This window comes from Piscinibacter gummiphilus (assembly GCF_032681285.1).
Taxonomy (GTDB): Bacteria; Pseudomonadota; Gammaproteobacteria; order Burkholderiales; family Burkholderiaceae_C; genus Rhizobacter; species Rhizobacter gummiphilus_A.
In genome coordinates, this window is sequence record NZ_CP136336.1 from 762,280 (window position 1) to 787,324 (window position 25,045).

A 25,045-nucleotide genomic window follows, 5' to 3' on the forward strand; every position below is an offset into this window, starting at 1 on the left:
GTTGGCACGCCGGCTGGGAAGTGATGGCCGGATGCCTTTTCGAAAAGACTTGTGCCTAACCTTTCCTCATGATCAAGGCCAGCAGTGCCATCGAGATGACAAAGCTGATCCAGATCGAGGGCTCGTTCTCCAGGCTCAGCCACGTCATCAGCTTCTCGCTCACGGCGACGAACGCCAGGTTGACGTAGGCAGCGCTCAAGAGGCCGATGAAGAGGCGGTCGCCTCTCGTCGTCTCCATGGGGAGCCAACCCTTGCGCATGGTTGTCGGCGACTTCAACTCCCACACGGTCATGCCGATCAGCATGAGGACGATGCTGGTGAAGAAGATCGCGACGGGGGGCGTCCAGGCCATCCACTCGAACATTTTGTTAGCGCTCCGTGTGCGTTGTTGTGGTGCGGGCCGGGAGCGACGGGTACCGGGCTCCGTTCGTGTCCCCCGAAATGGGCTGCGCCCATTTCTCCTCCTTTACTTCACTGCGCCCGGTACCCGTCGCTCCCGGCCAGCCACCGGGGTGACATGCCGAGAAAGAGCGCCGCATGCCACGGCTGGTGCTGGTCGTGCCGGTGGGGTGCCCTGCGCAGCGAAGTAAAGGAAGGAATCGATGAACGCGGGAGCGTTCATCGAGGAGGGACATGAGCGGAGCAGGGCGCCCCGCCGGCACGACCCCGCGCCGATCGATGAATGAAGAGGCAACAGCGAACATCACACCCGCCCCATGGCGAAGCCCTTGGCGATGTAGTGCCGCACGAACCAGATCACGATCGCGCCCGGCACGATGGTCAACACACCCGCCGCGGCGAGCACACCCCAGTCCATGCCCGATGCGCTCACAGTGCGGGTCATCGTGGCGACGATCGGCTTGGCGTCGACGCTGGTCAGCGTGCGTGCCATCAGCAGTTCGACCCAGCTGAACATGAAGCAGAAGAACGCCGCCACGCCCACGCCGGCCTTGATGAGCGGGATGAAGATCGTGAGGAAGAAGCGCGGGAAGCTGTAGCCGTCGATGTAGGCCGTCTCGTCGATCTCGCGCGGGATGCCGCTCATGAAGCCTTCGAGGATCCACACCGCCAGCGGCACGTTGAACAAGAGGTGCGCGAGCGCCACGGCGATGTGCGTGTCCATCATGCCGAGCGTGGTGTAGAGCTGGAAGAAGGGCAGCAGGAAGACCGCCGGCGGCGTCATGCGGTTGGTGAGCAGCCAGAAGAAGACGTGCTTGTCGCCGAGGAAACGGTAGCGGCTGAACGCATAGGCCGCGGGCAGCGCCACCAAGAGCGAGATCACCGTGTTGATGGCCACGTAGATCAGCGAGTTGATGTAGCCCGAGTACCAGCTCTCGTCGGTGAAGATCGTCTTGTAGTGCTCCCAGGTGAAGTCGCGCGGGAACAGGCTGAAGGTCGAGAGGATCTCCTCGTTCGTCTTGAACGACATGTTGACCATCCAGTACACCGGCAGGATGGCGAAGAGCAGGTACAGCAGCAGGAAGACGCTGCGCTTCTTGAAGCGGCGCTCATCCATGTTGGGCTCCTTCCTTGCTGGCGGTGCCCACGCGCTGCATCCAGTTGTAGAGGATGAAGCACAGCAGCAGGATGATGAGGAAGTAGATCAGCGAGAAGGCGGCGGCAGGCCCGAGGTCGAACTGGCCGACGGCTTTTTGCGTGAGGTACTGGCTGAGGAAGGTGGTCGCATTGCCCGGCCCGCCGCCCGTGAGCACGAAGGGCTCGGTGTAGATCATGAAGCTGTCCATGAAGCGCAGCAGCACCGCGATCATCAGCACGCCCCGGAGCTTGGGCAGCTGGATGTAGCGGAAGACGGCGAACTTGCTCGCGCCGTCGATGCGGGCGGCCTGGTAATACGCGTCGGGGATGGCGCGCAGGCCGGCGAAGCAGAGCAGGGCGACGAGCGGCGTCCAGTGCCACACGTCCATCACCAGCACGGTGAGCCAGGCGTCGGTGGCGTAGCCGGTGTAGCTGTAGTCGATGCCGAGCGCGGCGAGCGAGGCGCCGAGCAGGCCGATGTCGGTGCGGCCGTAGATCTGCCAGATGGTGCCGACCACGTTCCACGGAATGAGCAGCGAGATGGCGACGAGCACCAGCACGGCCGATGACTTCCAGCCTTGTGCCGGCATCGAGAGTGCGAGCGCGATGCCGAGGGGGATCTCCACCAGCAGCACCGAGAACGAGAAGCCCATCTGGCGCAGCAGCGCGCCCTGCAGGTCTTCATCGCGCATCACCGCCTTGAACCACTCGGTGCCCACGAACACGCGCCGCTCGGGCGAGATGATGTCCTGCACCGAGTAGTTCACCACCGTCATCAGCGGCAGGATGGCCGAGAAGGCCACGCACAGGATGACCGGCAGGATCAGGAACCACGCTTTCTGGTTGATCGGCTTCATGCCACCAACTCCTCGTTCTTGTAGTAGCAGGTGTGCGTGCCCTTCACGCCGAACCAGGCCGCGTCGCCGATGGCCGGCGGCGTGGTCTCGGGTGAGAGGCGGGCGCGGATCACGCTGTCGCCCGACTTCGCGGTGACGAGCCAGTAGGTGCCGACGTCCTGCCGCTGCGTCACCACCGCTTGCAGCGCGCCCGCCGCGCGGGGCTCGGCGAGCGTCACGTATTCGGGGCGCACGCCCAGCGTGTCGGCGCCTTCGGGGGCGCCGGGCACGATGGCCGCTGGCAGGAAGTTCATGCCCGGCGAGCCGATGAAGTGGCCGACGAAGGTGTGCTGCGGGCGCTCGAAGAGCTGGTCGGCCGAGCCGATCTGCACCGCACGTCCGCGCGTCATCACGACCACTTCTTCGGCGAAGGTGAGCGCCTCGACCTGGTCGTGCGTCACGTAGATCAGCGTCAGCTTGAGTTCGTGGTGGATCTGCTTGAGCTTGCGGCGCAGCTGCCACTTCAGGTGCGGGTCGATCACGGTGAGCGGCTCATCGAAAAGCACGGCACTCACGTCTTCGCGCACCAGGCCACGGCCGAGCGAGATCTTCTGCTTGGCATCGGCCGCAAGGCCGGCCGCGCGGGTGTCGAGCTGGTGGCTCATCTCGAGCATCTCGGCGATCACACCGACACGCTGCTTGATCCTGTCGGGCGCAACACCCCGGTTCTTCAGAGGGAAGGCCAGGTTCTCGGCCACGGTCATCGTGTCGTAGATCACCGGGAACTGGAACACCTGGGCGATGTTGCGCTGTTGCGGCGTCTGCCGCGTCACGTCATGGCCGTTGAACTTCACCGTGCCCTGCGAGGGCGTGACGAGGCCCGAGATGATGTTGAGCAGCGTGGTCTTGCCGCAGCCCGAGGGGCCGAGCAGCGCATAGGCGCCGCCGTCCCGGAAGGTCATCTTCAAGGGCAGCAGCGCGTAGTCCTCGTCCTTCTGGGGATTCGGGCGGTACGAGTGCGCGAGGTCGAGGTCGATGCGGGCCATCAGGTCATCCCTCGGGTCGGGGCGACGAGCAGGTCGCCGTTGGCATCGAACACGTAGACCTGCGCCGGGTGCAGGTACAGGGTGATGTTCGAGCCGAGGTCGAAGAAATGCACGCCGGTGAGCTGCGCGACGAGCTCGCCCACCGCCGTCTCCACGTGCACGAAGGTGTCGGAGCCCGAGATCTCGGCCAGCTCCACCTTGCCGGGCAGGGCCACGTCGCCAGGGCGTTGGTCGACGTGCAGGGCGCTGGCTCGGATGCCGAGGGTGACGGGGTCGGCCCCGCCCACGCGGGCATCCTGCGCTTGCCGCAGGGCTTCGACCAGTTGCGCGCGAACGGCATCGGCGCCCACGCTCTCCACCAGGTTCATCGGTGGGTCGCTGAAGGCGCGCGCCACGCGGATCGATTTCGGCTTGTGGAAGACCTCGGCCGTCGGCCCGTATTGCAGCAGCTCGCCCGCGTCCATCACCGCGGTGTAGCCGCCGAGCAGCAGCGCTTCGGTGGGCTCGGTGGTGGCGTACACCACGGTGGAATCGCCGGCCGCGAAGAGCTGCGTCAGCTCGTCGCGCAGTTCCTCGCGCAGCTTGTAGTCGAGGTTCACCAGCGGCTCGTCGAGCAGCATCAGCGGGGCGTTCTTCGCGAGTGCGCGGGCCAGGGCCACACGCTGCTGCTGGCCACCGGAGAGTTCGGCCGGCAGGCGTTTGAGGAAGGGCTCGATGTGCAGCTTGGCAGCCAGCTCCTGCACGCGGTTGGCGATGCTCTTCTCGCCGCGCAGCTTGAGCGGCGAAGCGATGTTGTCGAAGACGCTCATCGACGGGTAGTTGATGAACTGCTGGTAAACCATCGCGACATTGCGCTCGCGCACCGGCATGCCGGTCACGTCCGCGCCGTCCACGCGCACCTGGCCGTGGCTTGGCGCGTCGAGCCCGGCCATCAGGCGCATCAGCGTGGTCTTGCCCGCTTGCGTGGCGCCGAGCAGCACGGTCACCGCGCGCGGGGCGAGCGTCAGGTCCAGCGGGTAGAGGTGGGTCTCGGGGCCCACGATCTTGTCGACCCGCTCCAGGGTCAACTCCATGTCGTCGTCCTCACGTTGTCTCCGGTCGTCATCGTTTCGTTCGGCCAGCGCGCGGCCCACCAGCGGGCCACGGCCCGGCGCTCCGCTTCGGTCATGTGCAGGCCGAGCTTGGTGCGGCGCCACAGCACGTCGTCGGCACTGCGCGCCCACTCGTGCTCGTGCAGGTAGACGAGCTCACCTTCGTGCAGGCCGGGTGCGATCTCTTCGCCGAGACCCTGGGCGCCGGCCACCATCTCGATGCGCGAGCCGTAGCAGCGCGCAAGGCGGCGGCGTGTCGCGGCGGGCCATTGGGGGTGGCGCTCGGCGAGCGCGGCGTCGAAGCGCTCGAAGTCGGTGTCGGGGCGCTGCGGTGGGCCGATCCAGGCCGAGAGGTCGCCCCCGGGCAGGTAGGCGTTGGCCGTCCACGCGGGCTGGCGGTTGTGCAGGCGTTTGCACAGGCCGTCGGCGGCTTCCTCGGCGAGCTTTCGGAAGGTGGTGATCTTGCCGCCCCAGACCGTGAGCATCGGGGCGCCCTGCATGTCGTAGTCGAGCATGTAGTCGCGCGTCACGGCCGAGGCGTCGCTGCGCTCGTCGCCCAGCAGCGGGCGCACGCCGGCGTAGGTCCACACCACGTCGGCCGGCACGATGGGCTTGGCGAAATAGCGGCTCGCCTGCTCGCACAGGTAGCGGATTTCGCTCTCGTCGATCTGCGCCTTGCCGATGGGGCTGTCGCTCTCGACGTCGGTCGTGCCGATCAGCGTGAACTCGCCTTCGTAGGGGATGGCGAAGATGATGCGGCGGTCGGTGTTCTGGAAGATGTAGGCGTGGTCGTGCTCGAAGAGCTTCTTCACCACGATGTGGCTGCCCTTCACCAGGCGCAGCGATTTGGTGTCTTTGAGGTGCGCGTGTTCGCGCAGGAACTGCGCGGCCCAGGGGCCGGCGGCGTTGACGAGCGCACGGGCCTTCCACGGCTGCGTGGCGCCGGACGCATCGGTCAGCGTGATCTGCCAGCCCTCGGCTTCGCGGCGCGCGTCGGTGCAGCGCCAGCCGGTGAGCACGGTGGCGCCGTGCGCGGCGGCGTCGATGGCGTTGAGCACCACCAGGCGCGCATCGTCGACCCAGCCGTCCGAGTAGACGTAGCCCTTCTTGAACTGCGGCTTGAGCGGCACGCCGACCTTGTGCCGGCGCATGTCGACCGTCTCGGACCCCGGCAGCACCTCGCGGCGCGCGAGGTGGTCGTAGAGGAAGAGGCCGGCGCGGATCATCAGCGAGGGGCGCATCGACGGGTCGTGCGGCATCACGAAGCGCAGCGGCCACATGATGTGCGGCGCGCTTTTCAGCAGCACCTCGCGCTCGGCCAGCGCCTTGCGCACCAGCGAGAACTCGTAGTACTCGAGGTAGCGCAACCCGCCGTGGATGAGCTTGGTCGACGACGACGAGGTGTGCGCCGCGAGGTCGTCTTTCTCGCACAGCACCACCGACAGGCCCCGCCCCGCGAGGTCGCGCGCGATGCCGACCCCGTTGATGCCGCCGCCCACGATGAGCACATCGCAGTCGCGTGGGGCGGAGGTCTGGGCAGCGGGCGCGGCCGTCTCGGTCGCGCCCGGGTGAAGGTGGTTCAAGGCGGCTGTCTCCGTTCGATCAGAAAAGGTGACCGTTCGCGTCGTGAAGTGCATTCAAAGCCACGCGGTCTTCATGGAGACGCGGACTATCTCACAGACGTTTTCGGTTTGTGTTCGTTTGTTTTCCTCTTTTTTCTTTTTAGCGGACAAACGAACTCTGCGCAAGACCGGACATCCACCCACTCGAAAGCCCGCATGTGCCGGTACGCTCGCGCCCCAGACTTGGCCCGACCTGCGCTCGCATGACCCCCAACCCTCGACAAGCCCTGCTGATCCAGGAAGTGCGCAACCGCGGCGCCGTCTCCGTGGAAGCCCTGGCCGAACAGTTCGGCGTGACGCTTCAGACCGTGCGGCGCGACGTGAAGCAGCTCGCCGCGGCCGGCCTGCTCGCGCGCTTCCACGGCGGGGTGCGGTTGCCGACTTCGACGACGGAGAACATCGCCTACCGGCACCGGCAGCAGCTCAACGAGCAGTCGAAGCAGCGCATTGCGCGGGCGGTGGCGGCTGCCGTTCCCGAGGGGTGCTCGTTGATCATCAACATCGGCACGACGACCGAGGCGATTGCGCGCGAGTTGCTGCACCACAAGGGCTTGCGCGTCATCACCAACAACCTCAATGTCGCGGCGATCCTGTCGGACAACCCGGCTTGTGAAGTCATCGTTGCGGGCGGCGTCGTTCGCTCGCGGGATCGCGGGATCGTGGGGGAGGTGACCGTGGACTTCATCTCTCAATTCAAGGTCGACATCGGGCTGATCGGGATTTCGGGCATCGAGGATGACGGGACCTTGCGGGACTTCGACTATCGCGAGGTGAAGGTGGCGCGGGCGATCATCGAGCACTCGCGGCAGGTGTGGCTGGCGGCGGACCACTCGAAGTTCAATCGGCCGGCGATGGTGAAGCTGGCTGGGTTGGATGAGGTGGACATGCTGTTCACGGATGAGGCGCCGCCGGAGCCGTTTCCTTCTCTGCTCGCCGAGGCGGGGGTGCAGTGCGAAGTGGCTTCGTGAGATCTTCACTGCGTGGTGGCTTGCCGGGATTTCGCCCCGGCGGGCGACCTTCTTTTCTTTGCTTGCCCAAAGAAAAGAAGGCAAAAGAAAGGGCACCCCGTTCGCCGGTCGGCCTAGGGCCGACTGCTCTGCGCTGCTCGGACTTTGTGGGTCGGACAGAACTCACTCCGCGAGCTTCGCTCGCTGCGTTCAAACAGCTGCCCGAAGTCAGTTCACGAAGCGCGCTGTCGCGCGCCCCACAAAGCCCTGCGCTGCTCGACGGCTCTCAAGGGCCCCGGGATACCCTCGCCCGCTGCGCGGGCCTCGTACTCTCGGCTCGCTTCGCCTCGTGCTTGAAGGGTCGGGCGCAAGGCGCCCCCGCCATTGGAGGCGATGCGAAGCGAGCCGTATCACACCGCTTCCCGTGGGTGGCGTCGAGGAGCGCAGGGCTTGAGGGGCGCGCGCGCCAGCGCGCTTCGTTGACTGACTTCGGGCGGCTGTTTGAACGCAGCGAGCAACGCTCGCGGAGTGAGTTCTGCCCGACCCCTCAAGGCCGAGCACCGCAGAGCAGTCCGGCCACAGGCCGGACCGCCACCGTCGGGTCGCCTTTCTTTGCCTACTTTCTTTGGCGAAGCAAAGAAAGTAGGTCGGCCGCCGGGCCGAGACCCGGCATGCCGCCACGCAGTGAGGAAACCAAATGACCTACCTCCTAGCCCTAGACCAAGGCACCTCCAGCTCCCGCAGCATCGTTTTCGACCAAGACGGCCACATCGTCGCTATGGCCCAACGCGAGTTCCGCCAGATCTACCCCCAACCCGGCTGGGTCGAACACGACCCCAAGGAAATCTGGGACACCCAACTGGCCACAGCCAGAGAAGTGCTCCAGAAAGCCAAGCTGCAAGCCAAAGACATCGCCAGCATCGGCATCACCAACCAGCGTGAAACCACCGTCGTCTGGAACAAGACCACGGGCGAGCCCATCTACAACGCCATCGTCTGGCAAGACCGCCGCGCCGAGCCCACCTGCGCCGAGCTGCGCCAGCAGGGCAAGGAAAAGACATTCCAGCAGAAGACCGGGCTCATCCTCGATGCCTACTTCTCCGGCACCAAGCTGAAATGGATCCTCGACCACGTGCCAGGTGCGCGTGAGTCAGCGCAAAAGGGCGAGCTCGCCTTCGGCACCATCGACACCTGGCTGATGTGGCAGCTCACCGGCGGCCAGGCCCACGTCACCGACGTGAGCAACGCCTCGCGCACCTTGCTGCTCAACGTCAACACCAACACCTGGGACGAGGAGTTGCTACAGATCCTCGGCGTGCCGCGCGAGATGCTGCCCGACGTGAAGCCCTCGGCGCATCTCTTCTGCCACACCCGGGCCGACCTGCTCGGTGCTTCGCTGCCCGTGGGCGGCGTGGCCGGCGACCAGCAGAGCGCGCTCTTCGGCCAGGCCTGCTTCAAGCCGGGACTCGCGAAGAACACCTATGGCACCGGCTGCTTCATGCTGATGCACACCGGCACCAACTTCCAGCTCTCGGCCAACGGGCTCGTGACCACGAGTGCCGCGCAGCCCACGGCCACGCCCGAGTTCGCGCTCGAAGGCAGCGTCTTCATCGGTGGCGCGGTGGTGCAGTGGCTGCGCGACGGGCTCAACGCCATCAAGGCCAGCGGCGAAGTGCAGCAACTCGCCGAAAGCGTGCCCGACGCGGGCGGCGTGATGTTCGTGCCAGCCTTCACCGGCCTGGGTGCGCCGTACTGGAAAGCCGATGCGCGCGGCGCGATCGTCGGCCTCACGCGTGGCACGACGGTGGCCCACATCGCACGCGCCGCGCTGGAGAGCATCGCCTTCCAGAGTGCCGCGCTGCTGCAGGCGATGAGCCGGGATGCCGTTGCCGCAGGCGGCTCGCCGGTGGCCGAGCTGCGCGTGGATGGCGGGGCCTGCGTCAACAACCTGCTGATGCAGATCCAGGCCGACCTGCTCGGCATTCCCGTCGTGCGGCCCAAGGTGATCGAGACCACGGCGCTTGGCGCGGCCTACCTCGCGGGCCTCTCGTGCGGCGTCTACAAGAACCTCGACGAACTCTCGGCGCAGTGGCAGGTCGACCGCACTTTCCGCCCCACGCTGCCGCGTGCGCGGGCGCAGGAGCGCATGGCGCAGTGGGAGCACGCCGTGCGCATGACCACGGCGCCGTGACGCCTATTCGCCGGTCACCCTGAGCGCGGAAGGTGCATCGCCCACGCGGGCGAGCGGGAAGTGAATACTCCGCTCGCTGTGCCGCAACAGGAGACACCGATGCTCGATGGACTGAAACGCGTCGCTGGCCGCATCGCCGACAAGGCCGGGCGCCTTCACGGTGTGACCGCGCAAGACCGCGCGCTGATGGCGCGCATCCGCGCCCAGAACCTCACCTACCTCTCGGACAAGAAGCTCGCCAGCCTCGTGAGCACCGCGCGCGCCATCGAAGAGGCGGGCCTGCCCGGCAGCTTCATGGAAGCGGGCTGTGCCCTCGGCGGCTCGGCCATCCTGCTGGCGAGCGTGAAAAGCAACGAGCGCCCGCTCGAGGTCTACGACGTCTTCGGCATGATCCCCGCGCCCACGCAGGACGACACGCCCGACGTGCACGAGCGCTACCAGATCATCCTGCACGGTGAATCGGTGGGCATCGGCGGCGACCTCTACTACGGCTACCAGCGCGACCTCTACGAGACGGTGCAGCGCAACTTCGCGAGCTTCGGCATCCGCCTCGAGCCGCAATCGGTGTCCCTCATCAAGGGCCTGGTGCAAGACACCCTGCAGCCGCGCGGGCCGGTGGCGCTCGCGCACGTCGACGTCGACTGGTACGAGCCCGTGATGACCTGTCTGGAGCGGGTGTTCCCGCAACTCGTGGTGGGCGGCAGCATCATCCTCGACGACTACCACGACTGGGGCGGCTGCCGGAAGGCGACCGACGAGTTCCTGCGCCGCGTGATGGGCTCGTTCACGCTCGACGACCGCGCCGGCTCGCTCAAGATCACCAAGGTCGATCTCCGCCATTAGGGCTATTTGGCGGGGTGGCCCGGCATCACTGTATATTTGTACAGTGAACACGCAGTTGAAGCTCGCCATCCTCGCGGACGCCGCCAAGTACGACGCCTCCTGTGCCTCCAGCGGCACCGAGCGGCGAGATTCGCTCGGCGGGCGCGGCCTCGGCTCGACCGAAGGCATGGGCATCTGCCACAGCTACGCGCCCGATGGCCGCTGCATCTCGCTGCTGAAGATCCTGCTCACCAACTTCTGCCAGTACGACTGCCTGTATTGCGTCAACCGTGTCACGAGCAACGTGCCGCGCGCCCGCTTCAGCGTCGATGAAGTGGTGCAGCTCACGCTCGATTTCTACCGGCGCAACTGCATCGAGGGTCTCTTCCTCAGCTCCGGGATCATCCAGAGCCCCGACTACACGATGGAGCAGGTGGTCGAGGTGGCGCGCGTGCTGCGCGAGGAGCACGACTTCCGCGGCTACATCCACCTGAAGACGATTCCCGATGCGGCGCCCGAGCTGCTGGCCCGTGCGGGGCGTTATGCCGACCGCCTGAGCATCAACATCGAGCTGCCCACCGAGGCGGGCCTCGCCACGCTCGCGCCGGAGAAAGACGCGCCGGCCATCAAGCGCTCGATGGCCCGCCTGCGGGTGCACATCGACGACGCGAAAGAAGCCGCGCAGGCCAGCGAGGCCGTGGTGTCGATGCCCCGCACAAAGCCGAAGCGCGCGAAGGCCGAGCGCTTTGCGCCGGCGGGGCAGAGCACGCAGATGATCGTGGGCGCCGATGCGGCCGACGACCGCGCCATCCTCGCCACGAGCGCGCAGCTCTACGGGTCGTATCGCCTGCGGCGCGTGTACTACTCGGCCTTCAGCCCGATCCCCGATGCGGCGTCGTCGCTGCCGCTGAAAGCGCCGCCGCTGGTGCGCGAGCACCGGCTCTACCAGGCCGATTGGCTGATGCGCTTCTACGGCTTCGGGCACGAGGAGATCGTGGCCTCGGGCGATGGCCTGCTGCGGCTCGATGTCGACCCGAAGCTCGCCTGGGCACTGGCGCACCGCGAGCGTTTCCCGGTCGACCTCAACCGTGCGCCGCGCGAGCTGCTGCTGCGCGTGCCGGGCCTGGGCGCCAAGGCGGTCGAGCGGGTGCTGGCCGCGCGCCGTGTGCGACGCCTGCGCAGCGACGACCTCAAACGCCTGCGCGTGCCGCTGGGCAAGGCATTGCCCTTCCTGCTCTTGCCCGACCACAGACCGCGTGCGATCGACGATGCGCAGCTGGCGGCGAAGCTTCAGCCGGCGCCCGTGCAGGGCGCTCTCTTCGCGTGAGGCGCTGGCATGTCGCAGATCCATATCGCCCTCGAAGGCGAGATTGATTGGGACGGCTTTCGCGCCGCCGCGCGCCGCCTGCTCGCGCAAGGTGTGGCGCCGGATGAAGCGAGCTGGTCCACCGGCACGGAGGCCGATCTGTTCGATTCGTCGGCAGCGGGTGCACCGCCGGCCGGTGATGACGGCGCCCACGCGACGGTGCCGGCCGCGTTCATCGACCTGTGCGAGCGGGTCCGCCTGCATCGCGAGCCCTCGCGCTTCGCTCTGATGTACCGCCTGCTGTGGCGCCTGCAGCACGAGCCGGCGCTGCGCCACGACCCGCTCGATGCCGACGTGCTGCGCGCGCAGGCGATGGCCAAGGCCGTGGGGCGCGACCTGCACAAGATGCGCGCCTTCGTGCGCTTCCGCCCTGTGCACGACGGGCAGCCCGAGCCGCTGCACGTGGCGTGGTTCGAGCCCGAGCACCACATCGTCGAAGCCAACGCGCCCTTCTTCATGCGCCGCTTCACGCACATGCGCTGGGCCATCCTCACGCCGCGGCGCAGCGTGCGCTGCGATGGCACCTCGCTCACCTTCGGCCCCGGTGCGGCGCGCAGCGATGCGCCACCCGCCGATGCCGGCGAAGCGCTGTGGCTCACCTACTACCGCCACATCTTCAACCCCGCGCGCCTGAAGCTCGACCAGATGCGCAAGGAGATGCCGCGCCGCTACTGGCGCAACCTGCCCGAAGCCGAGCTGATCTCGGAACTCACGGCACACGCCTTGCCGCGCACCGGGCGCATGGTCGATGCGCCGGCCACCGTGCCGCGGCGACGCATTGCACTCCTGGCGATGGAAGACACCGTGAGCCGCAGCACCGCCTCCAAACCCCTGCCGAGCGACCCCGCCAAGGCGCTCGCGGCCCTGCGCGGCGCGACCGACCGTTGCCGCGAGTGCCCGATCGGCGAGCACGCCACGCAGTCGGTGTTCGGCGAAGGGCCGGTCAAGGCGCGGCTGATGGTGGTGGGCGAGCAGCCGGGCGACAAGGAAGACCTGCAGGGCCACCCCTTCGTCGGCCCGGCGGGGCACCTCTTCGACAAGGCCATCGAAGACCTGAGCTGGGACCGTTCGCAGATCTACGTCACCAACGCGGTGAAGCACTTCAAGTACGAACTGCGCGGCCAGCGGCGCATCCACAAGACACCCACGCAGCGCGAGGCCGCGGCCTGCCTGCACTGGCTGGAAAGCGAGATCGAGCAGGTGCAGCCGCAGGCGCTGATCGCCCTCGGCTCGACGGCCACCCGCTCGCTGATCGGCCACGCAGTGCCGGTGTTGAAAGCGCGCGGCACCTGGCTCACCGGCCAGCACACGCTTCCGGTGCTGGTGACGGTGCACCCCTCGGCGCTGCTGCGTGGCGACCCGGCGCTGCGCGACGAGGCCTACCGCCAGTGGCTGGAAGACCTGTCGCAGGCGGCTCGCTACATGGCCGGCGCCGCACGCGGCTGAAGGGCGGTTTCGCTGGCGCGGGCTCGTGCCTTGCGCTTGCGTGCCCAGATCAGCACGCCCGTCACGCTGAGCGTCGCGATCGCCACGCCCATGAACGACATCAGCGCGCGCCCCGTCACGCCGAGGATGCGCCCCGAGTGCAGCGGGAACATGCTCTGCATGAAGATGTCGCCGGCCGTGCCGGTGCCCGGCGCGCTGTCGCCCGCGAAGGCGCCGGAGCGCGAGTCGTAGTAGAGCCAGGGGTTGCCGAGGCCGCCGTCGCCGTGGCTGTTGTCGCCCTCGTAGAAGCCCACGCCGACGATGCCGAAATCGACCGAGACGAACACCCCGCCAGCCGGCGCCTGCCAGCCCCGGCGCTGCGCTTCGGCGCGCGCCTGCTCGAGCACCTGCGGGATCGCCACCGTGGGCACGATGGGCTGCTCGGGCGGTGCCGGCGTGCGGCTGGCGAACGGTGAGGGCGTGAGCTCGGAGAACCACGACACCACGGGCCGCATGACCTGGTTGCCGAGGTTCATGCCCACCGAGGTGATGGCGAGCATGAGCACCAGCGCGTAGACCCACATGCCGCCCGAGCGGTGCAGGTCGAAGGTCAGCTTGTGGCTCCCGCCCTTCACTCGGAACGCAAACGAGCGCCGCCAGGCGCGCCAGTTCGGGAACGAGATCCACAGTGCGATGAGCGTGTCGAGCACCCACACGATGGCCACGATGCCCATGAAGAGCAGGCCCAGCTCGACGCCGAAGCCATCGGGGATGTGCATGCTGTAGTGCAGCTTGTAGAGAAAGGGCAGCAGGTTCTCGCGCGTGAGCGACACCTTGCCCCACTCGCGCCGGCCCTGCACCTCGCCCGTCACCGGGTCGAGCGCGATCTGGTTGTAGCCCGGTTCGAAGAGCTTGCCGGTGGCCGGGTCGACGCGCGGCTGCACCGAGGCCACGAAGGCGTGGCCCGGCTCGATGCTGAGCGGCATGAAGCTCACCCGCACGCGCGGGTCGGCCGCCTCCACGCGACGCGCGAGCTCGAGCGGCGGCAAAGGCGTGCCACCCGTGCCGCGCGCTTCGTAGAGCTGGGGGTTGAGCCACGCGTCGAGCTCGTGGTCCCACGAGATCACGGCGCCGGTGGCCCCGGCGATGAAGAGGAAGACCGCGGTGGCGAGGCCGAACCAGCGGTGCAGCAACACCAAGGTGCGTCGAAGCATGGCCTGCCTCGCTCAGTAGCGCCAGTTGAGCGAGACGCTCGCATGGCGCGGTGCGCCGTAGTAGCCCTGCGTCCAGTACAGGCTGGCGATGTACTTCTCGTTGGTCACGTTGCCGACGTTCAGCGTTGCGCTCAGGCGCTCGTTGAAGTCGTAGCGCGCCATGAGGTCGAGCAGGGCATAGGCCGGTTGACGGATCACGACCCCACCGGGTTCGTCGCGGTGGGCGTCGTCGCGCCAGCGCAGCGAGGCGCCCACTTTCAACGCATCGAGCGCGCGCCAGGTGGCGGAGGCGCTGAACTGGCGGCGGGGCACGTAGGTGCGGGTCGCGGCACCGGCCGCATCTTTGATCGAGAGCTGGGTGAAGCCGGCCAGCACGTTCAGCCTTGGGGTGATGGCGCCCGCGATTTCCAGCTCCATGCCTTGCGAGCGCGTGTCGACGCCGGCGTAGATCTGGTTCGGGCCGACGGTGGCGACCCAGTCCGCGAGGTTGTTCTGCCGCGCGGTGAAGAGCGAGAGCGAGGCCACGAGGCGGCCGTCGAGCCACTCGCCCTTCAACCCCGCTTCGCTCGACCGGCCTTCGGCGGGCCGCAGCGGCTGCAGGTCTGCGCCGAGTTCGCTTTGCGGCTTGAAGATCTCGGTGTGGCTTGCGTAGAACGACCAGGCCTCGCTGATGTCGAACACCGTGCCGAGGTAGGGCACGACCTTGTGGTCGTCGCGCGCACGGGGTTCTCCGTAGGCGCTGCCGCTGCCGGTGAGCCAGGTGGCGTTGGCTCCAGTGATGAACTTCAGCGTGTCGGTGATCTGCAAGCGGGTGGCCGCATAGACGCTGTGCTGGCGATCGCGGAAATCGCTACCGCCGCCGTCGGCGGTGAAGGCCGGCTCGGGGAACTCGCCGTTCCAGGTGTTGAGGTCGGGCAGGGGCGCCCCGATCGGGCCGTAAGTCGACACCTCGTGTCGTTTGGCACGCGCGGTGCTCGCGCCGAGCACGGCTTCGTGTCGCCGGCCGGCCAGGGTGAAGGGGCCGGTGGTGCGCAGGTCCAGCACCTGCTCGCGCTGGTCCAGCGTGTAGAGCGAAGGCCAGGTTTCCAGGCCCGCGCCGGTGCCGCGGTCGGGCGTGCCATAGACGTAGAAGAGCTTCGAATCGGCCTGGGTGTCGGTGTGGGTGAAGCGCGCCGTGGTCGTCCAGCCGTTGTCGTGCTGGTGGCGGCCTTCGAGATATGTCTCCTGGGTGTCCGTCTTCCAGTAAGTCCACGACGGTGACGTGCTGGTCGACACGTCGTAGTCGGTGGGCGAGCCGTCGCTGTAGAAGAGCGGCAGCGCGCCCCACATCACGCCGCGGGGCCGGTTCTTCTGCACGCTGTGGCCGAGCGTGAGCGTGGTCGTGGGTGCGAGGTCGAGGGCCAGCGCGCCGTGCAGGATGCCTTTGCGGTGGTGGTAGCGGTCGAGGTAGGAGTCGCGGTCCTGCCCGGCGGCGATGACGAGGCCGCGCAGGCTGCCGTCGGCGTTGAGCGGGCCGGAGACTTCCGCCGACAGGCGGTGGTCGTTCCAGGAGCCCACGCTCAGCGCTCCCGCCGCTTGCAGCGTCTCAGTGGGCCGCTTGCGCACGAGGTTGATGGCGGCCGAGGGGCTGCCCACGCCGCTCATGAGGCCGTTGGCGCCGCGCACGACCTCCACCCGCTGGTAGAGCACGGTGTCGAGGTCGCCGTCACGCACGCCGTACATCAGCGGCAGGCCGAGGCCGTCGACCTGGAAGTTGGTGACGGCTAAGCCTCGCACGGTGTAGTAGGTGCGGTCGGTTTCCACTTTCTCGACCGAGAGCCCCGGGGCGAGGGCGACGGCCCGGTCGATGTTGTCGAGGCGGAAGTCGTCGAGCAGCGTGCGCGTGAGTACGGAGACCGACTGCGGCGTGTCGCGCGGGGTCAGCGAAAGGCCGGTCGATGCGCTGACCATCGGCGGCGCATAGCCCTCGGGATTGCTGGCGCCGGCCTTCACGCGCACGGAGGGCAGCGTGACGACCGCGGGCGCGCTCGCGGCGCTGGCCGCAGGGGCCGCCGCGTCCTGCGCATGGGCGGCCCACGACGAGAGGGCCGCCATCACGCCCAGGGCGATGGCGGCCAGCCGGTGGAAATCCCCCGGGTGGTTCTTGGAGTTCATGGAGAGGCTCTTCTTCAGTTGGCAAAAAGGGATCAGGCGGGCGGTGACTCGACCACCGGCACCAGCGAGCGCAGCGCGCGCTTGAGGCCGGCCGTGCTCGGCGTCTCGACGAAGACGCAGCGTTTGCCGGTGCGTTTGCAGTGGTCCTTCACGCGCCAGTACGCGTCGTGGCTGATGCATCCGGTCTGGCAGATCACGAGGTCGGCGGCGGCGAGCGTGGCGTCGAGCTGGGCGGGGTTGTCTTCGTCGCCGCCGTCGTGGTGCAGGAAGCGGCCGCCGGTGCGCTCGACCAGGTGGCGGTAGACGGGCACGCTGGCCGGGCGGCCGCCGACGCAGAGCACCGCGCGGTCGGCGAGCGCGGTGGGGTCGTGCTGCGCAGGGGCGGCGGTGGGGGCTTCGGGTTGCGGCAGGCGTTGCAGCGCGAGCGTGAGTTCATCGGCGCGGGCACGTGCACGCTCCAGCTCGTGCTGGGCCTGCATCAGCGTGCGCTCGGTGTCGTGCAGGCGGCGCAGCAGGCGCTCGTTCTCCTGCCCCAGCGCCTGGCGCGTCTTGAGGCCGGGCACGGCGTCTTCGAGCGATTGAAGGTCGTGGCGCAGCGAGGCGATCAGCGTGTCGCGGCCGATCAGCTGTGCGCGCAGCTGCACGATGTGCGACTGCTGCGCGTCGTGGCGCTGGCGGTGCTCGTCGGCCTGGCGGGTGTTGCGCTGCTGCGCGGCGGCGAGCTCGCGGGCGAGCACGCCGTTCTCGTGCAGCACCTCCTCGAACTGCTTCAGGTCGACGCGGCGCGCCACGCCCACCTGGTGCTGGAGCATGTGCACGTCGCCGAGCACGCGGTGCTCCAGCTCGGGCGTGCAGCGCGGGTGGGTGAGCGTGGCCCAGAAGGCACCGGCGAGGTCTTGCCCGGCCGAGGCCGCCTGCCACCACGCGGCGAGGCCCTCGGTGGTCTTGGCAAGGGCCGCCTGGCGCAGCGCGATCATGCAGCGGCGGTCGAGCTCGCGCTGCAGCGCTTCGGCGATGGGCGTGCGGCGGCGGCACTCGGCGATCACGCCGCAATGGAGCTCGTAGTCGTTGGCGAGGGCCTCGCCCGAGAGCACCTTGTCGACGATGCGGCGCAGCGCCGGCAGTGGCAGGCACACGCCGATGACGGGGCAGTGGGCGTGGGCGTCGAGCTCCCACAGGCGGCGCCGGCGCGAGCCGGCTTTGGCCGTGGCCCTGGGCAAGGACAGCACGGTGGCGCCGGTGGCGGCGGCGGCCTGCATCACCAGGGCGTCGAGGCCCGGGTCAGGGGTCTGGCACATCGGGGGCTCCGGTCAGTCGGTGTCGTGAAGAGCACGGCTGGCGCGGGGCTGGCGGATGCGAGGTTGAACTTTAAATGCGAATAGTTCTTATTTGCAAGTGAAGAAAAGAAAACCCGCCGGCCTCAGGGGCGGGCGGGTGGGCTGTCGAGCGGTCGTGTGGTCAGTCTTCGAGTTCGGCCTTGGCCATCTCGACGTCGAGACGTTCCATCGCATCGAGCGGCTCGCATTCGGCAGCTTCGGCGTAGAGCTTCTCGGCTTCCTTCATCTTCTTGTCGCCGTCGAGCATCACGAGGCCGTTGGCGTACTCGACGCGGGCGATGGCCGAGGCCGGGTTGAGCTTGAGCGCGGTCTTGAAGGCGGTGAGGCCGGCGTCCTTGCTCGCGCCCTGAGTGCGGGCGAGCAGCGAGCCCACCTTGTCGATCACCTCGGCGTGGAAGGTGCCGAGTGCGATGTGCGCGTCGGCGTGCTTGGGTTGCAGCTTGATGGCGGTCTCGAGCGCCGTCTTGACCTTGGCGCCCAGGCCTTGCGTCAGCGCCTTGGCAACGCTGATGCCCTGGCTGTAGCGGCCGATGGCGTAGGCGGCGAGGTAGAAGGCGTTGGCGTTCTTCGGGTCTTCGGCCATCTGTGCCTCGGCGCGCTCGGCCGCTTCGAGAAAGAGCGCGAGCTTGGTCTTCTCGCTCTTCTCCAGGTAATTCGCGTAGATGCACTGCGCCTTGTTGGCCACCGTGATGCCGGCGCCACCGGCCTTCAAGCCCGCCTCGACTGCCTTCTGGAAATCGCCCGCGTGGTACAGCGCCCAGGCGGCGAGCACCTTGTCGTCTTTCGGCAGCGGCTCGGCGTCGCCTGCATGCAGGCGGGCCCATTTCTTCTTCAGCGCGGCGGCGTCATAGGTGTACTCGGCGGCGTCGTAGGGGAAGGCGGTCCACTTGGCCATGAGGCGTCTCCTGTCAGGGCTTTTGATAAGGGCCCACCAGGCCGAGCAGGTGCTCGCGCTGGCCGGGTTCGAGGTAAGGCATCAAGAGGCTGAGCACGTGGAAGGCGCCGCGCAGCAGGGCGGGGCCGGCGCTGTCGGGCTCGAGCGCGTGGCGCGGGTCGCGCACGTATTCGTAGGAGAGCCAGTAGGTGAGCACGACCACCATCGCGGTGGCGGTGGGGTCGGCGGCGCGGCTGTCGAGCTTGATCGCGCTGCCGCGCGAGAGGCCGTCGAGCACGGCCTTCACCGCGTGGGTCTTGTTCTTGAGCACCGCCTGGAAATGCGTTTCCAGCTTGCGGTTCTTGCTAAGGAGGTCGTTGAGGTCGCGGTAGAGGAAGCGGTAGCGCCAGATCAGCTCGAAGAGCATGTGGAAGAAGAGCCAGGCGTCTTCCACGTTGCGCACGTCGTCGGCGGCGTGCAGCAGCTGCGTGAGCGCTTCTTCGTAGCGGCCGAAGAGCGCGTTGATCAGCTCGTCTTTGGCGGGGTAGTGGTAGTAGAGGTTGCCGGGGCTGATGTTCAGCTCGGCCGAGATCAGCGTGGTGGAGACATTGGGCTCGCCGAAGCGGTTGAACAGCTCCAGCGTCACTTCGAGGATGCGCTCGGCGGTGCGCCGCGGTTTCTTCGGGGGTGGGGCCATGTCTCGGGAAAGCCTCTTTGCGGTGTGCCGGGGAATCTAGCACCGCGCGGGGCGCGAGTGGGCCGCCGCCAGCGAGAAAAGAGCGGCCTGCCTACAATCCGCGCCCTCATGTCCGCCGTCTCGTTCCAGAACGTCAGCAAGGTCTACCGCACCGCCGGGCGAGAGCTCAAGGCCCTCGACGGTGTGAGCTTCGACATCCAGCCCGGTGAGTTCTTCGGCCTGCTCGGTCCGAATGGCGCAGGCAAGACCACCCTCATCAGCATCCTCGCCGGGCTCACGCGGGCAAGCGGCGGCAGTGTCTCGGTGCTGGGCCACGATGTGGTCAACGATTTCGCCGCCGCGCGCAAGGCGCTCGGCATCGTGCCGCAGGAGCTGGTGTTCGACCCCTTCTTCAGCGTGCGCGAGACGCTGCGCATCCAGAGCGGCTACTTCGGCGTGAAGAACAACGGCGCCTGGATCGACGAGCTGCTGCAGGGCCTGGGCCTCGCCGACAAGGCCGACGCCAACATGCGCCAGCTCTCGGGTGGCATGAAGCGGCGCGTGCTGGTGGCGCAGGCCCTGGTGCACCGGCCGCCGGTGATCGTGCTCGACGAGCCGACGGCGGGGGTTGACGTGGAGCTGCGCCAGACGCTGTGGCACTTCGTCGCGCGGCTCAACAAGCAGGGCCACACGGTGCTGCTGACCACGCATTACCTCGAAGAAGCCGAGGCGCTGTGCGGGCGCATCGCGATGTTGAAGCTCGGCCGCGTGGTTGCGCTCGACCGCACTTCTGCGCTGCTCGCCGGCACCGCGAGCACGATGATGCGCTTCAAGATGGACCAGGCGCTGCCGGCTGAACTTGCGTCCCACGCGCGGGTGACCGGGCGCATCGTGCAGGTCACCGCGCACGACACGGCCGAGGTCGAGCGGGTGCTGCAGATCCTGCGGGCCAACGGCTGCCAGCCAGAAGACCTGGAGATCGGCCGCGCCGACCTCGAAGATGTGTTCCTCGAAATCATGCAGGGCGCGCCACGCTCTCTCGACCAGGTGAAGGTGGCGGTATGAACATCGTGTTGGCCGGCGCACGCACGCTGCTCTACAAGGAGATGCTGCGCTTCTACAAGGTGAGCTTCCAGACGGTGGCTGCGCCCGTGCTCACGGCGGTGCTGTACCTGCTCATCTTCGGCCACGTGCTCGAAGGGCGTGTGCAGGTGTTCGGCGAGGTCGGCTACACGAGCTTCCTGATCCCCGGGCTCGTGATGATGAGCGTGTTGCAGAACGCGTTCGCCAACAGCAGCTCCTCGCTGATCCAGAGCAAGATCACCGGCAACCTCGTGTTCCTGCTGGTCACGCCGCTCAGCCATTGGGCGTGGTTCGTCGCCTATGTCGGCGCGTCCATCATCCGCGGCGTGGTGGTGGGGCTGGGCGTGCTGCTGGTCACCGTGTGGTTTGCGCCGCCGCCGATCGCCAACCCGCTGTGGATCGTGGTCTTCACGCTCTGCGGCGCCGCGATGATGGGCGCGCTCGGGCTCGTGGCAGGCCTCTGGGCCGAGAAGTTCGACCAGATCGCGGCCTTCCAGAACTTCATCGTCATGCCCATGACCATGCTCTCGGGCGTGTTCTATTCGATCAAGTCGCTGCCGGCCTTCTGGCAGGGCGTGAGCCACCTGAACCCGTTCTTCTACATGGTCGACGGCTTCCGTCATGGCTTCTTCGGCACGAGCGACGTGTCGCCGTGGATGAGCTTCGGCATCGTCGGCGTCACGCTGGGGGTGGTCTGCGCGCTGTGCCTGCACCTGCTGCGCATCGGCTACAAGATCCGATCCTGAGCCTGAACGCTTGCAGCGATAATCCAGCCCCTATGGCCGACCCCACCCCCGCCGACGTCGAGCGCTACATCGCGCAAGGCCTCGCCTGCGACCACCTGCAGGTGGAGGGCGACGGGCGCCATTTCTTCGCCACCATCGTGTCGGCCGAGTTCGAGGGCAAGAGCCGCGTGATGCGCCATCAGCGGGTCTACCAGGCCCTGGGCGATAGAATGCGCGAGCAAATCCACGCGCTGTCCATGAAGACGCTGACCCCGGCCGAGTGGGCTTCCAACGCCTCGTCGGTTTCCAACCACCACCATTGAATCCCGCCGCAGTGTTCACTGCGGCTGGCGGGCCTGCTGCCTGCGGGTCCGTGAGCCGGGTGGGCTTGGCGGCTGAAAGCCCCACATGGACAAACTCCTCATCAAAGGCGGCCGGCCCCTCCAGGGCGAGGTGGTGATCTCGGGCGCGAAGAACGCCGCACTGCCCGAACTCTGCGCCGCGCTGCTCACCGCCGAGCCGGTGACGCTGACCAACGTGCCGCGCCTGCAGGACGTGAACACCACGCTCAAGCTCTTGCGCATGATGGGCGTGCAGGCTGAGCGCAGCGAGGCCGAGCCCGACACGGTGGCCATCAACGCCTCCAACGTCACCTCGCGCGAAGCGACCTACGACCTGGTGAAGACCATGCGGGCGTCGATTCTCGTGCTGGGCCCGCTGCTCGCGCGCTTCGGCGAGGCCAAGGTCTCCCTGCCCGGCGGCTGCGCCATCGGCTCGCGGCCGGTCGACCAGCACATCAAGGGCATGCAGGCGATGGGCGCCGAGATCACCGTCGAGCATGGCTACATCCACGCCAAGACCCGTCGCCTGAAAGGCGCCCGCATCACGACCGACATGGTCACCGTCACCGGCACCGAAAACCTGATGATGGCCGCCGTGCTGGCCGAGGGTGAAACGGTGCTGGAGAACGCGGCGCAGGAGCCGGAGATTCCCGACCTGGCCGAGATGCTGATCAAGATGGGCGCGAAGATCGAAGGCCACGGCACCAGCAAGATCCTCATCCAGGGCGTGGAGCGCCTGGGCGGCGTGGCACACCGCATCGTGCCCGACCGCATCGAGGCCGGCACCTTCCTCTGCGCCGTGGCCGCTGCCGGTGGCGACGTGACCCTGCGCCGCGCACGCGCCGATCACCTCGACGCGGTGATCGACAAGCTGCGCGACGCCGGCGCCACGATCGAATCGGGTGCCGACTGGATCCGCGTCAAGAACGACAAGCGCCTGCGTGCGGTCGGCTTCCGCACCAGCGAATACCCCGCCTTTCCAACCGACATGCAAGCGCAGTTCATGGCGCTCGACTGCATTGCCGAAGGCACGGCCCGCATCACCGAGACCATCTTCGAGAACCGCTACATGCACGTGAACGAACTCGTGCGCCTGGGCGCGAAGATCGAGGTCGACGGGCACACGGCGGTGGTGCAGGGCGTGCCGCAGCTGTCGGGTGCGACGGTGATGGCGACCGACCTGCGCGCCTCGGCCAGCCTCGTGATCGCGGGCCTCGTGGCCGACGGTGAAACGGTCGTCGACCGCATCTACCACCTGGACCGCGGCTACGACCAGATGGAAACCAAGCTGCGCGGCATCGGCGCGGACATCCAGCGCATCAAATGATTACTCTTGCTCTGTCCAAGGGACGCATCTTCGAAGAGACCCTGCCGCTGCTGAAGGCCGCGGGCATCGAGGTGCTCGAAGACCCGGAAAAGTCCCGCAAGCTCATCATCGGCACCACGAAGCCTGATGTGCGCGTGGTGCTGGTGCGTGCGACCGACGTGCCGACCTACGTGCAGTACGGCGGTGCCGACCTGGGCGTGGCCGGCAAGGACGTGCTGCTCGAGCACGGCGGCCAGGGCCTCTACCAGCCGCTCGACCTGAAGATTGCCAAGTGCCGCATGAGCGTGGCCACGCGCGACGACTTCGACTACGCCGCGGCCGTGAAGCAGGGCTCGCGCATCCGCGTCGCCACCAAGTACACCAGCTGCGCCCGAGACTTCTTCGCCGACAAGGGCGTGCACGTCGACGTGATCAAACTCTACGGCTCGATGGAGCTCGCGCCGCTCACGGGCCTCGCCGATGCCATCGTCGATCTCGTGTCGACCGGCAGCACGCTCAAGGCCAACCACTTGGTCGAAGTGGAAGAGATCATGAAGATCTCCGCCCGCCTGGTGGTCAACCAGGCCGCGCTCAAGACCAAGCGCGAGCCTCTGCGCCAGATCATCGACGCCATCGCGTCGGCCATTCCCGAGTAAACGACCATGAGCGTCAACGTCCGCCAGCTCGTCACGACCGCCGCCGACTTCGAAGCCGAATTCCAGCGCGTGCTGCACTGGTCGGCCGAGACCGACCATGCGATCGAAGAGCGGGTGGCGGCGATCCTCGACGACGTGCAAAAGCGCGGCGACGCCGCGGTGCTGGAATACACCCAGCGTTTCGACGGGCTCGCAGCGCCGTCCGTGGCGGCGCTCGAGATCACACGCGACGAATTGCAGGCGGCCGTGTCGGCGATCACGCCGAATCAGCGCGAGGCCCTCGAAGCCGCCGCCGCGCGGGTGCGCGACTACCACCAGCGCCAGCTCGAAGCCTGCGGCCGCTCGTGGAACTACCGCGATGCCGATGGCACGCTGCTCGGGCAGAAGGTGACGCCACTCGACCGTGTGGGCATCTACGTGCCGGGCGGCAAGGCGGCGTATCCCTCGAGCGTGCTGATGAACGCCGTGCCGGCCAAGGTGGCCGGCGTCGGTGAGATCGTGATGGTCGTGCCCACGCCCAAGGGCGAGCGCAACGCGATGGTGCTGGCCGCGGCGGCCATCGCCGGTGTGGACCGTGCCTTCACCCTTGGCGGCGCGCAGGCCGTGGCGGCCCTGGCCTTCGGCACGGCGACCGTGCCCGCCGTCGACAAGATCACCGGCCCCGGCAACGCCTACGTCGCGAGCGCCAAGCGCCGTGTTTTCGGCAAGGTCGGCATTGACATGATCGCCGGCCCGAGCGAGATCCTGGTGCTGGCCGACGGCACGACGCCGCCCGACTGGGTGGCGATGGACCTCTTCAGCCAGGCCGAGCACGACGAGCTGGCGCAGAGCATCCTGCTGTGCCCCGATGCGGCGTATATCGCCAGGGTGAAGGCCGAGATCGAGCGCCTGCTGCCCGGCATGCCGCGCCGCGACGTGATCCGTGCCTCGCTCGAAGGCCGCGGCGCGCTGATCCACACGCGCTCGATGGAAGAAGCTTGCGCGATCAGCAACCGCATCGCGCCCGAGCACCTGGAAGTCAGCTCACGCGAACCGGGCAAGTGGGAACCTTTGCTCAAGCATGCCGGCGCGATCTTCATGGGCGCCTTCACCAGCGAGAGCCTGGGCGATTACTGCGCCGGCCCCAACCACGTGCTGCCCACCTCGGGCACCGCGCGCTTCTCGTCGCCGCTGGGCGTGTACGACTTCCAGAAGCGCAGCAGCCTCATCGAGGTGAGCGAGGCGGGCGCGCAGAAGCTGGGCGTGATCGCCGCTGAACTCGCCTATGGCGAGGGCCTGCAGGCTCATGCGCAAGCCGCGGAAATGCGGCTCAAGCGCGGCGGCTGACTATTTCCTTGGTAACGCCTGCTGCATCGTGACCAACGCGCGCAAGGTCCCCTTCACCTCGGCCAGCTCACGCTGCTGCTCGAGCAGGATGCGCTGCATGCCTTCAAGCACCTTGTCCTGCTGCGCGACCTTCTCGCGCAGCGCGGCCACCCCAGACAGCCGGTCGACGATTTCTGCGACCAGGCTCATGACGGAGACCCAGCCTTGATCGCCTCGATCTCCGCGAAGAACGCCTTCGCGCGGCGCTGGCCGGCGTCGAGCGTGGCGAGGGTCGCATCGAGGTCGTCTTTGGCCTTGCGGGTGGCGAAGTCGAGCAGCTCCAGTTCGGCCATCGAGTCGACGCCGGCGCGGTACAGGTCGATCGACGAGCGGACCTCGGCCGACACATTGGTGCCGCGCAGCTTGGCCTGTTGTTCCAGGAACTCGCGTTGCGCGGGTTGCAGATGCACGTGGGTCGGGATGGTGGCCACC

General features: G+C 67.8%; 24 protein-coding genes. 11 read left to right on the top strand and 13 right to left on the bottom strand.

What is annotated here, in order from left to right; all coding sequences use genetic code 11:
• Nucleotides 1–55: 55 nt before the first annotated feature.
• From RXV79_RS03715 to glpD, 6 genes are all read right to left on the bottom strand, one after another.
• On the bottom strand, nucleotides 56–364 hold the full coding sequence (locus tag RXV79_RS03715) for a DUF2160 domain-containing protein (RefSeq protein WP_316702128.1): 309 nt from the start codon (nucleotides 362–364) through the stop codon (nucleotides 56–58).
• Nucleotides 365–703: 339 nt separating this feature from the next.
• Complete coding sequence (locus RXV79_RS03720) at nucleotides 704–1,516, bottom strand: carbohydrate ABC transporter permease (protein WP_316702129.1); 813 nt, start codon at nucleotides 1,514–1,516, stop codon at nucleotides 704–706.
• On the bottom strand, nucleotides 1,509–2,393 hold the full coding sequence (locus RXV79_RS03725) for a carbohydrate ABC transporter permease (RefSeq protein WP_316702130.1): 885 nt from the start codon (nucleotides 2,391–2,393) through the stop codon (nucleotides 1,509–1,511). Before RXV79_RS03725 ends, RXV79_RS03720 begins: the two co-directional genes overlap by 8 nt.
• Complete coding sequence (locus tag RXV79_RS03730) at nucleotides 2,390–3,418, bottom strand: ABC transporter ATP-binding protein (protein WP_316702131.1); 1,029 nt, start codon at nucleotides 3,416–3,418, stop codon at nucleotides 2,390–2,392. The genes RXV79_RS03725 and RXV79_RS03730 overlap by 4 nt, the downstream gene beginning before the upstream one ends.
• Nucleotides 3,418–4,491, bottom strand: a complete 1,074-nt coding sequence (locus tag RXV79_RS03735) for an ABC transporter ATP-binding protein (RefSeq protein ID WP_316702132.1) — start codon at nucleotides 4,489–4,491, stop codon at nucleotides 3,418–3,420. The genes RXV79_RS03730 and RXV79_RS03735 overlap by 1 nt, the downstream gene beginning before the upstream one ends.
• On the bottom strand, nucleotides 4,482–6,146 hold the full coding sequence (glpD, locus tag RXV79_RS03740) for a glycerol-3-phosphate dehydrogenase (protein ID WP_316702133.1): 1,665 nt from the start codon (nucleotides 6,144–6,146) through the stop codon (nucleotides 4,482–4,484). The genes RXV79_RS03735 and glpD overlap by 10 nt, the downstream gene beginning before the upstream one ends.
• A 188-nt stretch (nucleotides 6,147–6,334) precedes the next feature.
• Here glpD and RXV79_RS03745 point away from each other — a divergent pair, with 188 nt between their 5' ends.
• The 5 genes from RXV79_RS03745 to RXV79_RS03765 all read left to right on the top strand — a co-directional run bounded on the left by RXV79_RS03745 (nucleotide 6,335) and on the right by RXV79_RS03765 (nucleotide 12,903).
• A complete protein-coding gene (locus RXV79_RS03745; RefSeq protein WP_316702134.1) occupies nucleotides 6,335–7,099 on the top strand; it encodes a DeoR/GlpR family DNA-binding transcription regulator in 765 nt (254 codons plus the stop codon).
• A gap of 676 nt (nucleotides 7,100–7,775) precedes the next feature.
• Nucleotides 7,776–9,269: a glycerol kinase GlpK gene (gene glpK, locus RXV79_RS03750; RefSeq protein ID WP_316702135.1), complete on the top strand. Its 1,494-nt coding sequence runs from the start codon at nucleotides 7,776–7,778 to the stop codon at nucleotides 9,267–9,269.
• 99 nt (nucleotides 9,270–9,368) lie between these two features.
• Nucleotides 9,369–10,112: a TylF/MycF/NovP-related O-methyltransferase gene (locus RXV79_RS03755; protein ID WP_316702136.1), complete on the top strand. Its 744-nt coding sequence runs from the start codon at nucleotides 9,369–9,371 to the stop codon at nucleotides 10,110–10,112.
• A gap of 43 nt (nucleotides 10,113–10,155) precedes the next feature.
• Entirely contained in the window at nucleotides 10,156–11,418 is a 1,263-nt protein-coding gene (locus tag RXV79_RS03760; RefSeq protein ID WP_316702137.1) for a putative DNA modification/repair radical SAM protein, read from the top strand.
• 9 nt (nucleotides 11,419–11,427) lie between these two features.
• On the top strand, nucleotides 11,428–12,903 hold the full coding sequence (locus RXV79_RS03765) for a UdgX family uracil-DNA binding protein (RefSeq protein ID WP_316702138.1): 1,476 nt from the start codon (nucleotides 11,428–11,430) through the stop codon (nucleotides 12,901–12,903).
• Here the strand turns inward: RXV79_RS03765 and RXV79_RS03770 are convergent.
• The 5 genes from RXV79_RS03770 to RXV79_RS03790 form a co-directional block, all read right to left on the bottom strand.
• Nucleotides 12,876–14,096 carry a PepSY-associated TM helix domain-containing protein gene (locus tag RXV79_RS03770; RefSeq protein WP_316702139.1) on the bottom strand — a complete coding sequence of 407 codons (1,221 nt, stop codon included), beginning with the start codon at nucleotides 14,094–14,096 and terminating at the stop codon, nucleotides 12,876–12,878. The genes RXV79_RS03765 and RXV79_RS03770 overlap by 28 nt on opposite strands.
• Before the next feature lie 12 nt (nucleotides 14,097–14,108).
• Nucleotides 14,109–16,250 (bottom strand): TonB-dependent siderophore receptor, encoded by a 2,142-nt coding sequence (locus tag RXV79_RS03775; RefSeq protein ID WP_316702140.1) that lies wholly within the window; start codon nucleotides 16,248–16,250, stop codon nucleotides 14,109–14,111.
• Between the two features lie 32 nt (nucleotides 16,251–16,282).
• Complete coding sequence (locus RXV79_RS03780; RefSeq protein WP_316702141.1) at nucleotides 16,283–17,548, bottom strand: DUF2325 domain-containing protein; 1,266 nt, start codon at nucleotides 17,546–17,548, stop codon at nucleotides 16,283–16,285.
• A 160-nt stretch (nucleotides 17,549–17,708) separates the two neighbouring features.
• Complete coding sequence (locus RXV79_RS03785; protein ID WP_316702142.1) at nucleotides 17,709–18,482, bottom strand: tetratricopeptide repeat protein; 774 nt, start codon at nucleotides 18,480–18,482, stop codon at nucleotides 17,709–17,711.
• A 13-nt stretch (nucleotides 18,483–18,495) separates the two neighbouring features.
• A complete protein-coding gene (locus RXV79_RS03790; RefSeq protein WP_316702143.1) occupies nucleotides 18,496–19,158 on the bottom strand; it encodes a TetR/AcrR family transcriptional regulator in 663 nt (220 codons plus the stop codon).
• A 108-nt stretch (nucleotides 19,159–19,266) separates the two neighbouring features.
• On the opposite strand from RXV79_RS03790, the gene RXV79_RS03795 reads away from it, so the two are divergent.
• The 6 genes from RXV79_RS03795 to hisD all read left to right on the top strand — a co-directional run bounded on the left by RXV79_RS03795 (nucleotide 19,267) and on the right by hisD (nucleotide 24,574).
• Nucleotides 19,267–20,202, top strand: coding sequence for an ABC transporter ATP-binding protein (locus RXV79_RS03795; protein ID WP_316702144.1), 936 nt, complete (start codon nucleotides 19,267–19,269; stop codon nucleotides 20,200–20,202).
• Nucleotides 20,199–20,966, top strand: a complete 768-nt coding sequence (locus RXV79_RS03800; RefSeq protein WP_316702145.1) for an ABC transporter permease — start codon at nucleotides 20,199–20,201, stop codon at nucleotides 20,964–20,966. The genes RXV79_RS03795 and RXV79_RS03800 overlap by 4 nt, the downstream gene beginning before the upstream one ends.
• A 32-nt stretch (nucleotides 20,967–20,998) precedes the next feature.
• On the top strand, nucleotides 20,999–21,268 hold the full coding sequence (locus RXV79_RS03805) for a BolA family protein (protein ID WP_316702146.1): 270 nt from the start codon (nucleotides 20,999–21,001) through the stop codon (nucleotides 21,266–21,268).
• 85 nt (nucleotides 21,269–21,353) lie between these two features.
• Nucleotides 21,354–22,613, top strand: coding sequence for a UDP-N-acetylglucosamine 1-carboxyvinyltransferase (gene murA / locus RXV79_RS03810; protein ID WP_316702147.1), 1,260 nt, complete (start codon nucleotides 21,354–21,356; stop codon nucleotides 22,611–22,613).
• Nucleotides 22,610–23,248, top strand: a complete 639-nt coding sequence (gene hisG, locus RXV79_RS03815; RefSeq protein WP_316702148.1) for an ATP phosphoribosyltransferase — start codon at nucleotides 22,610–22,612, stop codon at nucleotides 23,246–23,248. The genes murA and hisG overlap by 4 nt, the downstream gene beginning before the upstream one ends.
• A 6-nt stretch (nucleotides 23,249–23,254) precedes the next feature.
• Nucleotides 23,255–24,574, top strand: coding sequence for a histidinol dehydrogenase (hisD, locus tag RXV79_RS03820; protein ID WP_316702149.1), 1,320 nt, complete (start codon nucleotides 23,255–23,257; stop codon nucleotides 24,572–24,574).
• Here the strand turns inward: hisD and RXV79_RS03825 are convergent, their stop codons facing one another.
• Nucleotides 24,575–24,763, bottom strand: coding sequence for a hypothetical protein (locus RXV79_RS03825; protein ID WP_316702150.1), 189 nt, complete (start codon nucleotides 24,761–24,763; stop codon nucleotides 24,575–24,577). It lies immediately after the preceding gene.
• Entirely contained in the window at nucleotides 24,760–25,044 is a 285-nt protein-coding gene (locus tag RXV79_RS03830) for a hypothetical protein (protein ID WP_316702151.1), read from the bottom strand. The genes RXV79_RS03825 and RXV79_RS03830 overlap by 4 nt, the downstream gene beginning before the upstream one ends.
• Nucleotide 25,045: the final 1 nt, after the last annotated feature.

Bases quoted from the DNA above. Each gene is read 5' to 3' on its own strand.
- RXV79_RS03715 (WP_316702128.1), bottom strand. From the start codon at position 364: ATGTTCGAGTGGATGGCCTGGACGCCCCCCGTCGCGATCTTCTTCACC.
- RXV79_RS03720 (WP_316702129.1), bottom strand. From the start codon at position 1,516: ATGGATGAGCGCCGCTTCAAGAAGCGCAGCGTCTTCCTGCTGCTGTAC.
- RXV79_RS03725 (WP_316702130.1), bottom strand. From the start codon at position 2,393: ATGAAGCCGATCAACCAGAAAGCGTGGTTCCTGATCCTGCCGGTCATC.
- RXV79_RS03730 (WP_316702131.1), bottom strand. From the start codon at position 3,418: ATGGCCCGCATCGACCTCGACCTCGCGCACTCGTACCGCCCGAATCCC.
- RXV79_RS03735 (WP_316702132.1), bottom strand. From the start codon at position 4,491: ATGGAGTTGACCCTGGAGCGGGTCGACAAGATCGTGGGCCCCGAGACC.
- glpD (WP_316702133.1), bottom strand. From the start codon at position 6,146: ATGCACTTCACGACGCGAACGGTCACCTTTTCTGATCGAACGGAGACA.
- RXV79_RS03745 (WP_316702134.1), top strand. From the start codon at position 6,335: ATGACCCCCAACCCTCGACAAGCCCTGCTGATCCAGGAAGTGCGCAAC.
- glpK (WP_316702135.1), top strand. From the start codon at position 7,776: ATGACCTACCTCCTAGCCCTAGACCAAGGCACCTCCAGCTCCCGCAGC.
- RXV79_RS03755 (WP_316702136.1), top strand. From the start codon at position 9,369: ATGCTCGATGGACTGAAACGCGTCGCTGGCCGCATCGCCGACAAGGCC.
- RXV79_RS03765 (WP_316702138.1), top strand. From the start codon at position 11,428: ATGTCGCAGATCCATATCGCCCTCGAAGGCGAGATTGATTGGGACGGC.
- RXV79_RS03770 (WP_316702139.1), bottom strand. From the start codon at position 14,096: ATGCTTCGACGCACCTTGGTGTTGCTGCACCGCTGGTTCGGCCTCGCC.
- RXV79_RS03775 (WP_316702140.1), bottom strand. From the start codon at position 16,250: ATGAACTCCAAGAACCACCCGGGGGATTTCCACCGGCTGGCCGCCATC.
- RXV79_RS03780 (WP_316702141.1), bottom strand. From the start codon at position 17,548: ATGTGCCAGACCCCTGACCCGGGCCTCGACGCCCTGGTGATGCAGGCC.
- RXV79_RS03785 (WP_316702142.1), bottom strand. From the start codon at position 18,482: ATGGCCAAGTGGACCGCCTTCCCCTACGACGCCGCCGAGTACACCTAT.
- RXV79_RS03790 (WP_316702143.1), bottom strand. From the start codon at position 19,158: ATGGCCCCACCCCCGAAGAAACCGCGGCGCACCGCCGAGCGCATCCTC.
- RXV79_RS03795 (WP_316702144.1), top strand. From the start codon at position 19,267: ATGTCCGCCGTCTCGTTCCAGAACGTCAGCAAGGTCTACCGCACCGCC.
- RXV79_RS03800 (WP_316702145.1), top strand. From the start codon at position 20,199: ATGAACATCGTGTTGGCCGGCGCACGCACGCTGCTCTACAAGGAGATG.
- RXV79_RS03805 (WP_316702146.1), top strand. From the start codon at position 20,999: ATGGCCGACCCCACCCCCGCCGACGTCGAGCGCTACATCGCGCAAGGC.
- murA (WP_316702147.1), top strand. From the start codon at position 21,354: ATGGACAAACTCCTCATCAAAGGCGGCCGGCCCCTCCAGGGCGAGGTG.
- hisG (WP_316702148.1), top strand. From the start codon at position 22,610: ATGATTACTCTTGCTCTGTCCAAGGGACGCATCTTCGAAGAGACCCTG.
- hisD (WP_316702149.1), top strand. From the start codon at position 23,255: ATGAGCGTCAACGTCCGCCAGCTCGTCACGACCGCCGCCGACTTCGAA.
- RXV79_RS03825 (WP_316702150.1), bottom strand. From the start codon at position 24,763: ATGAGCCTGGTCGCAGAAATCGTCGACCGGCTGTCTGGGGTGGCCGCG.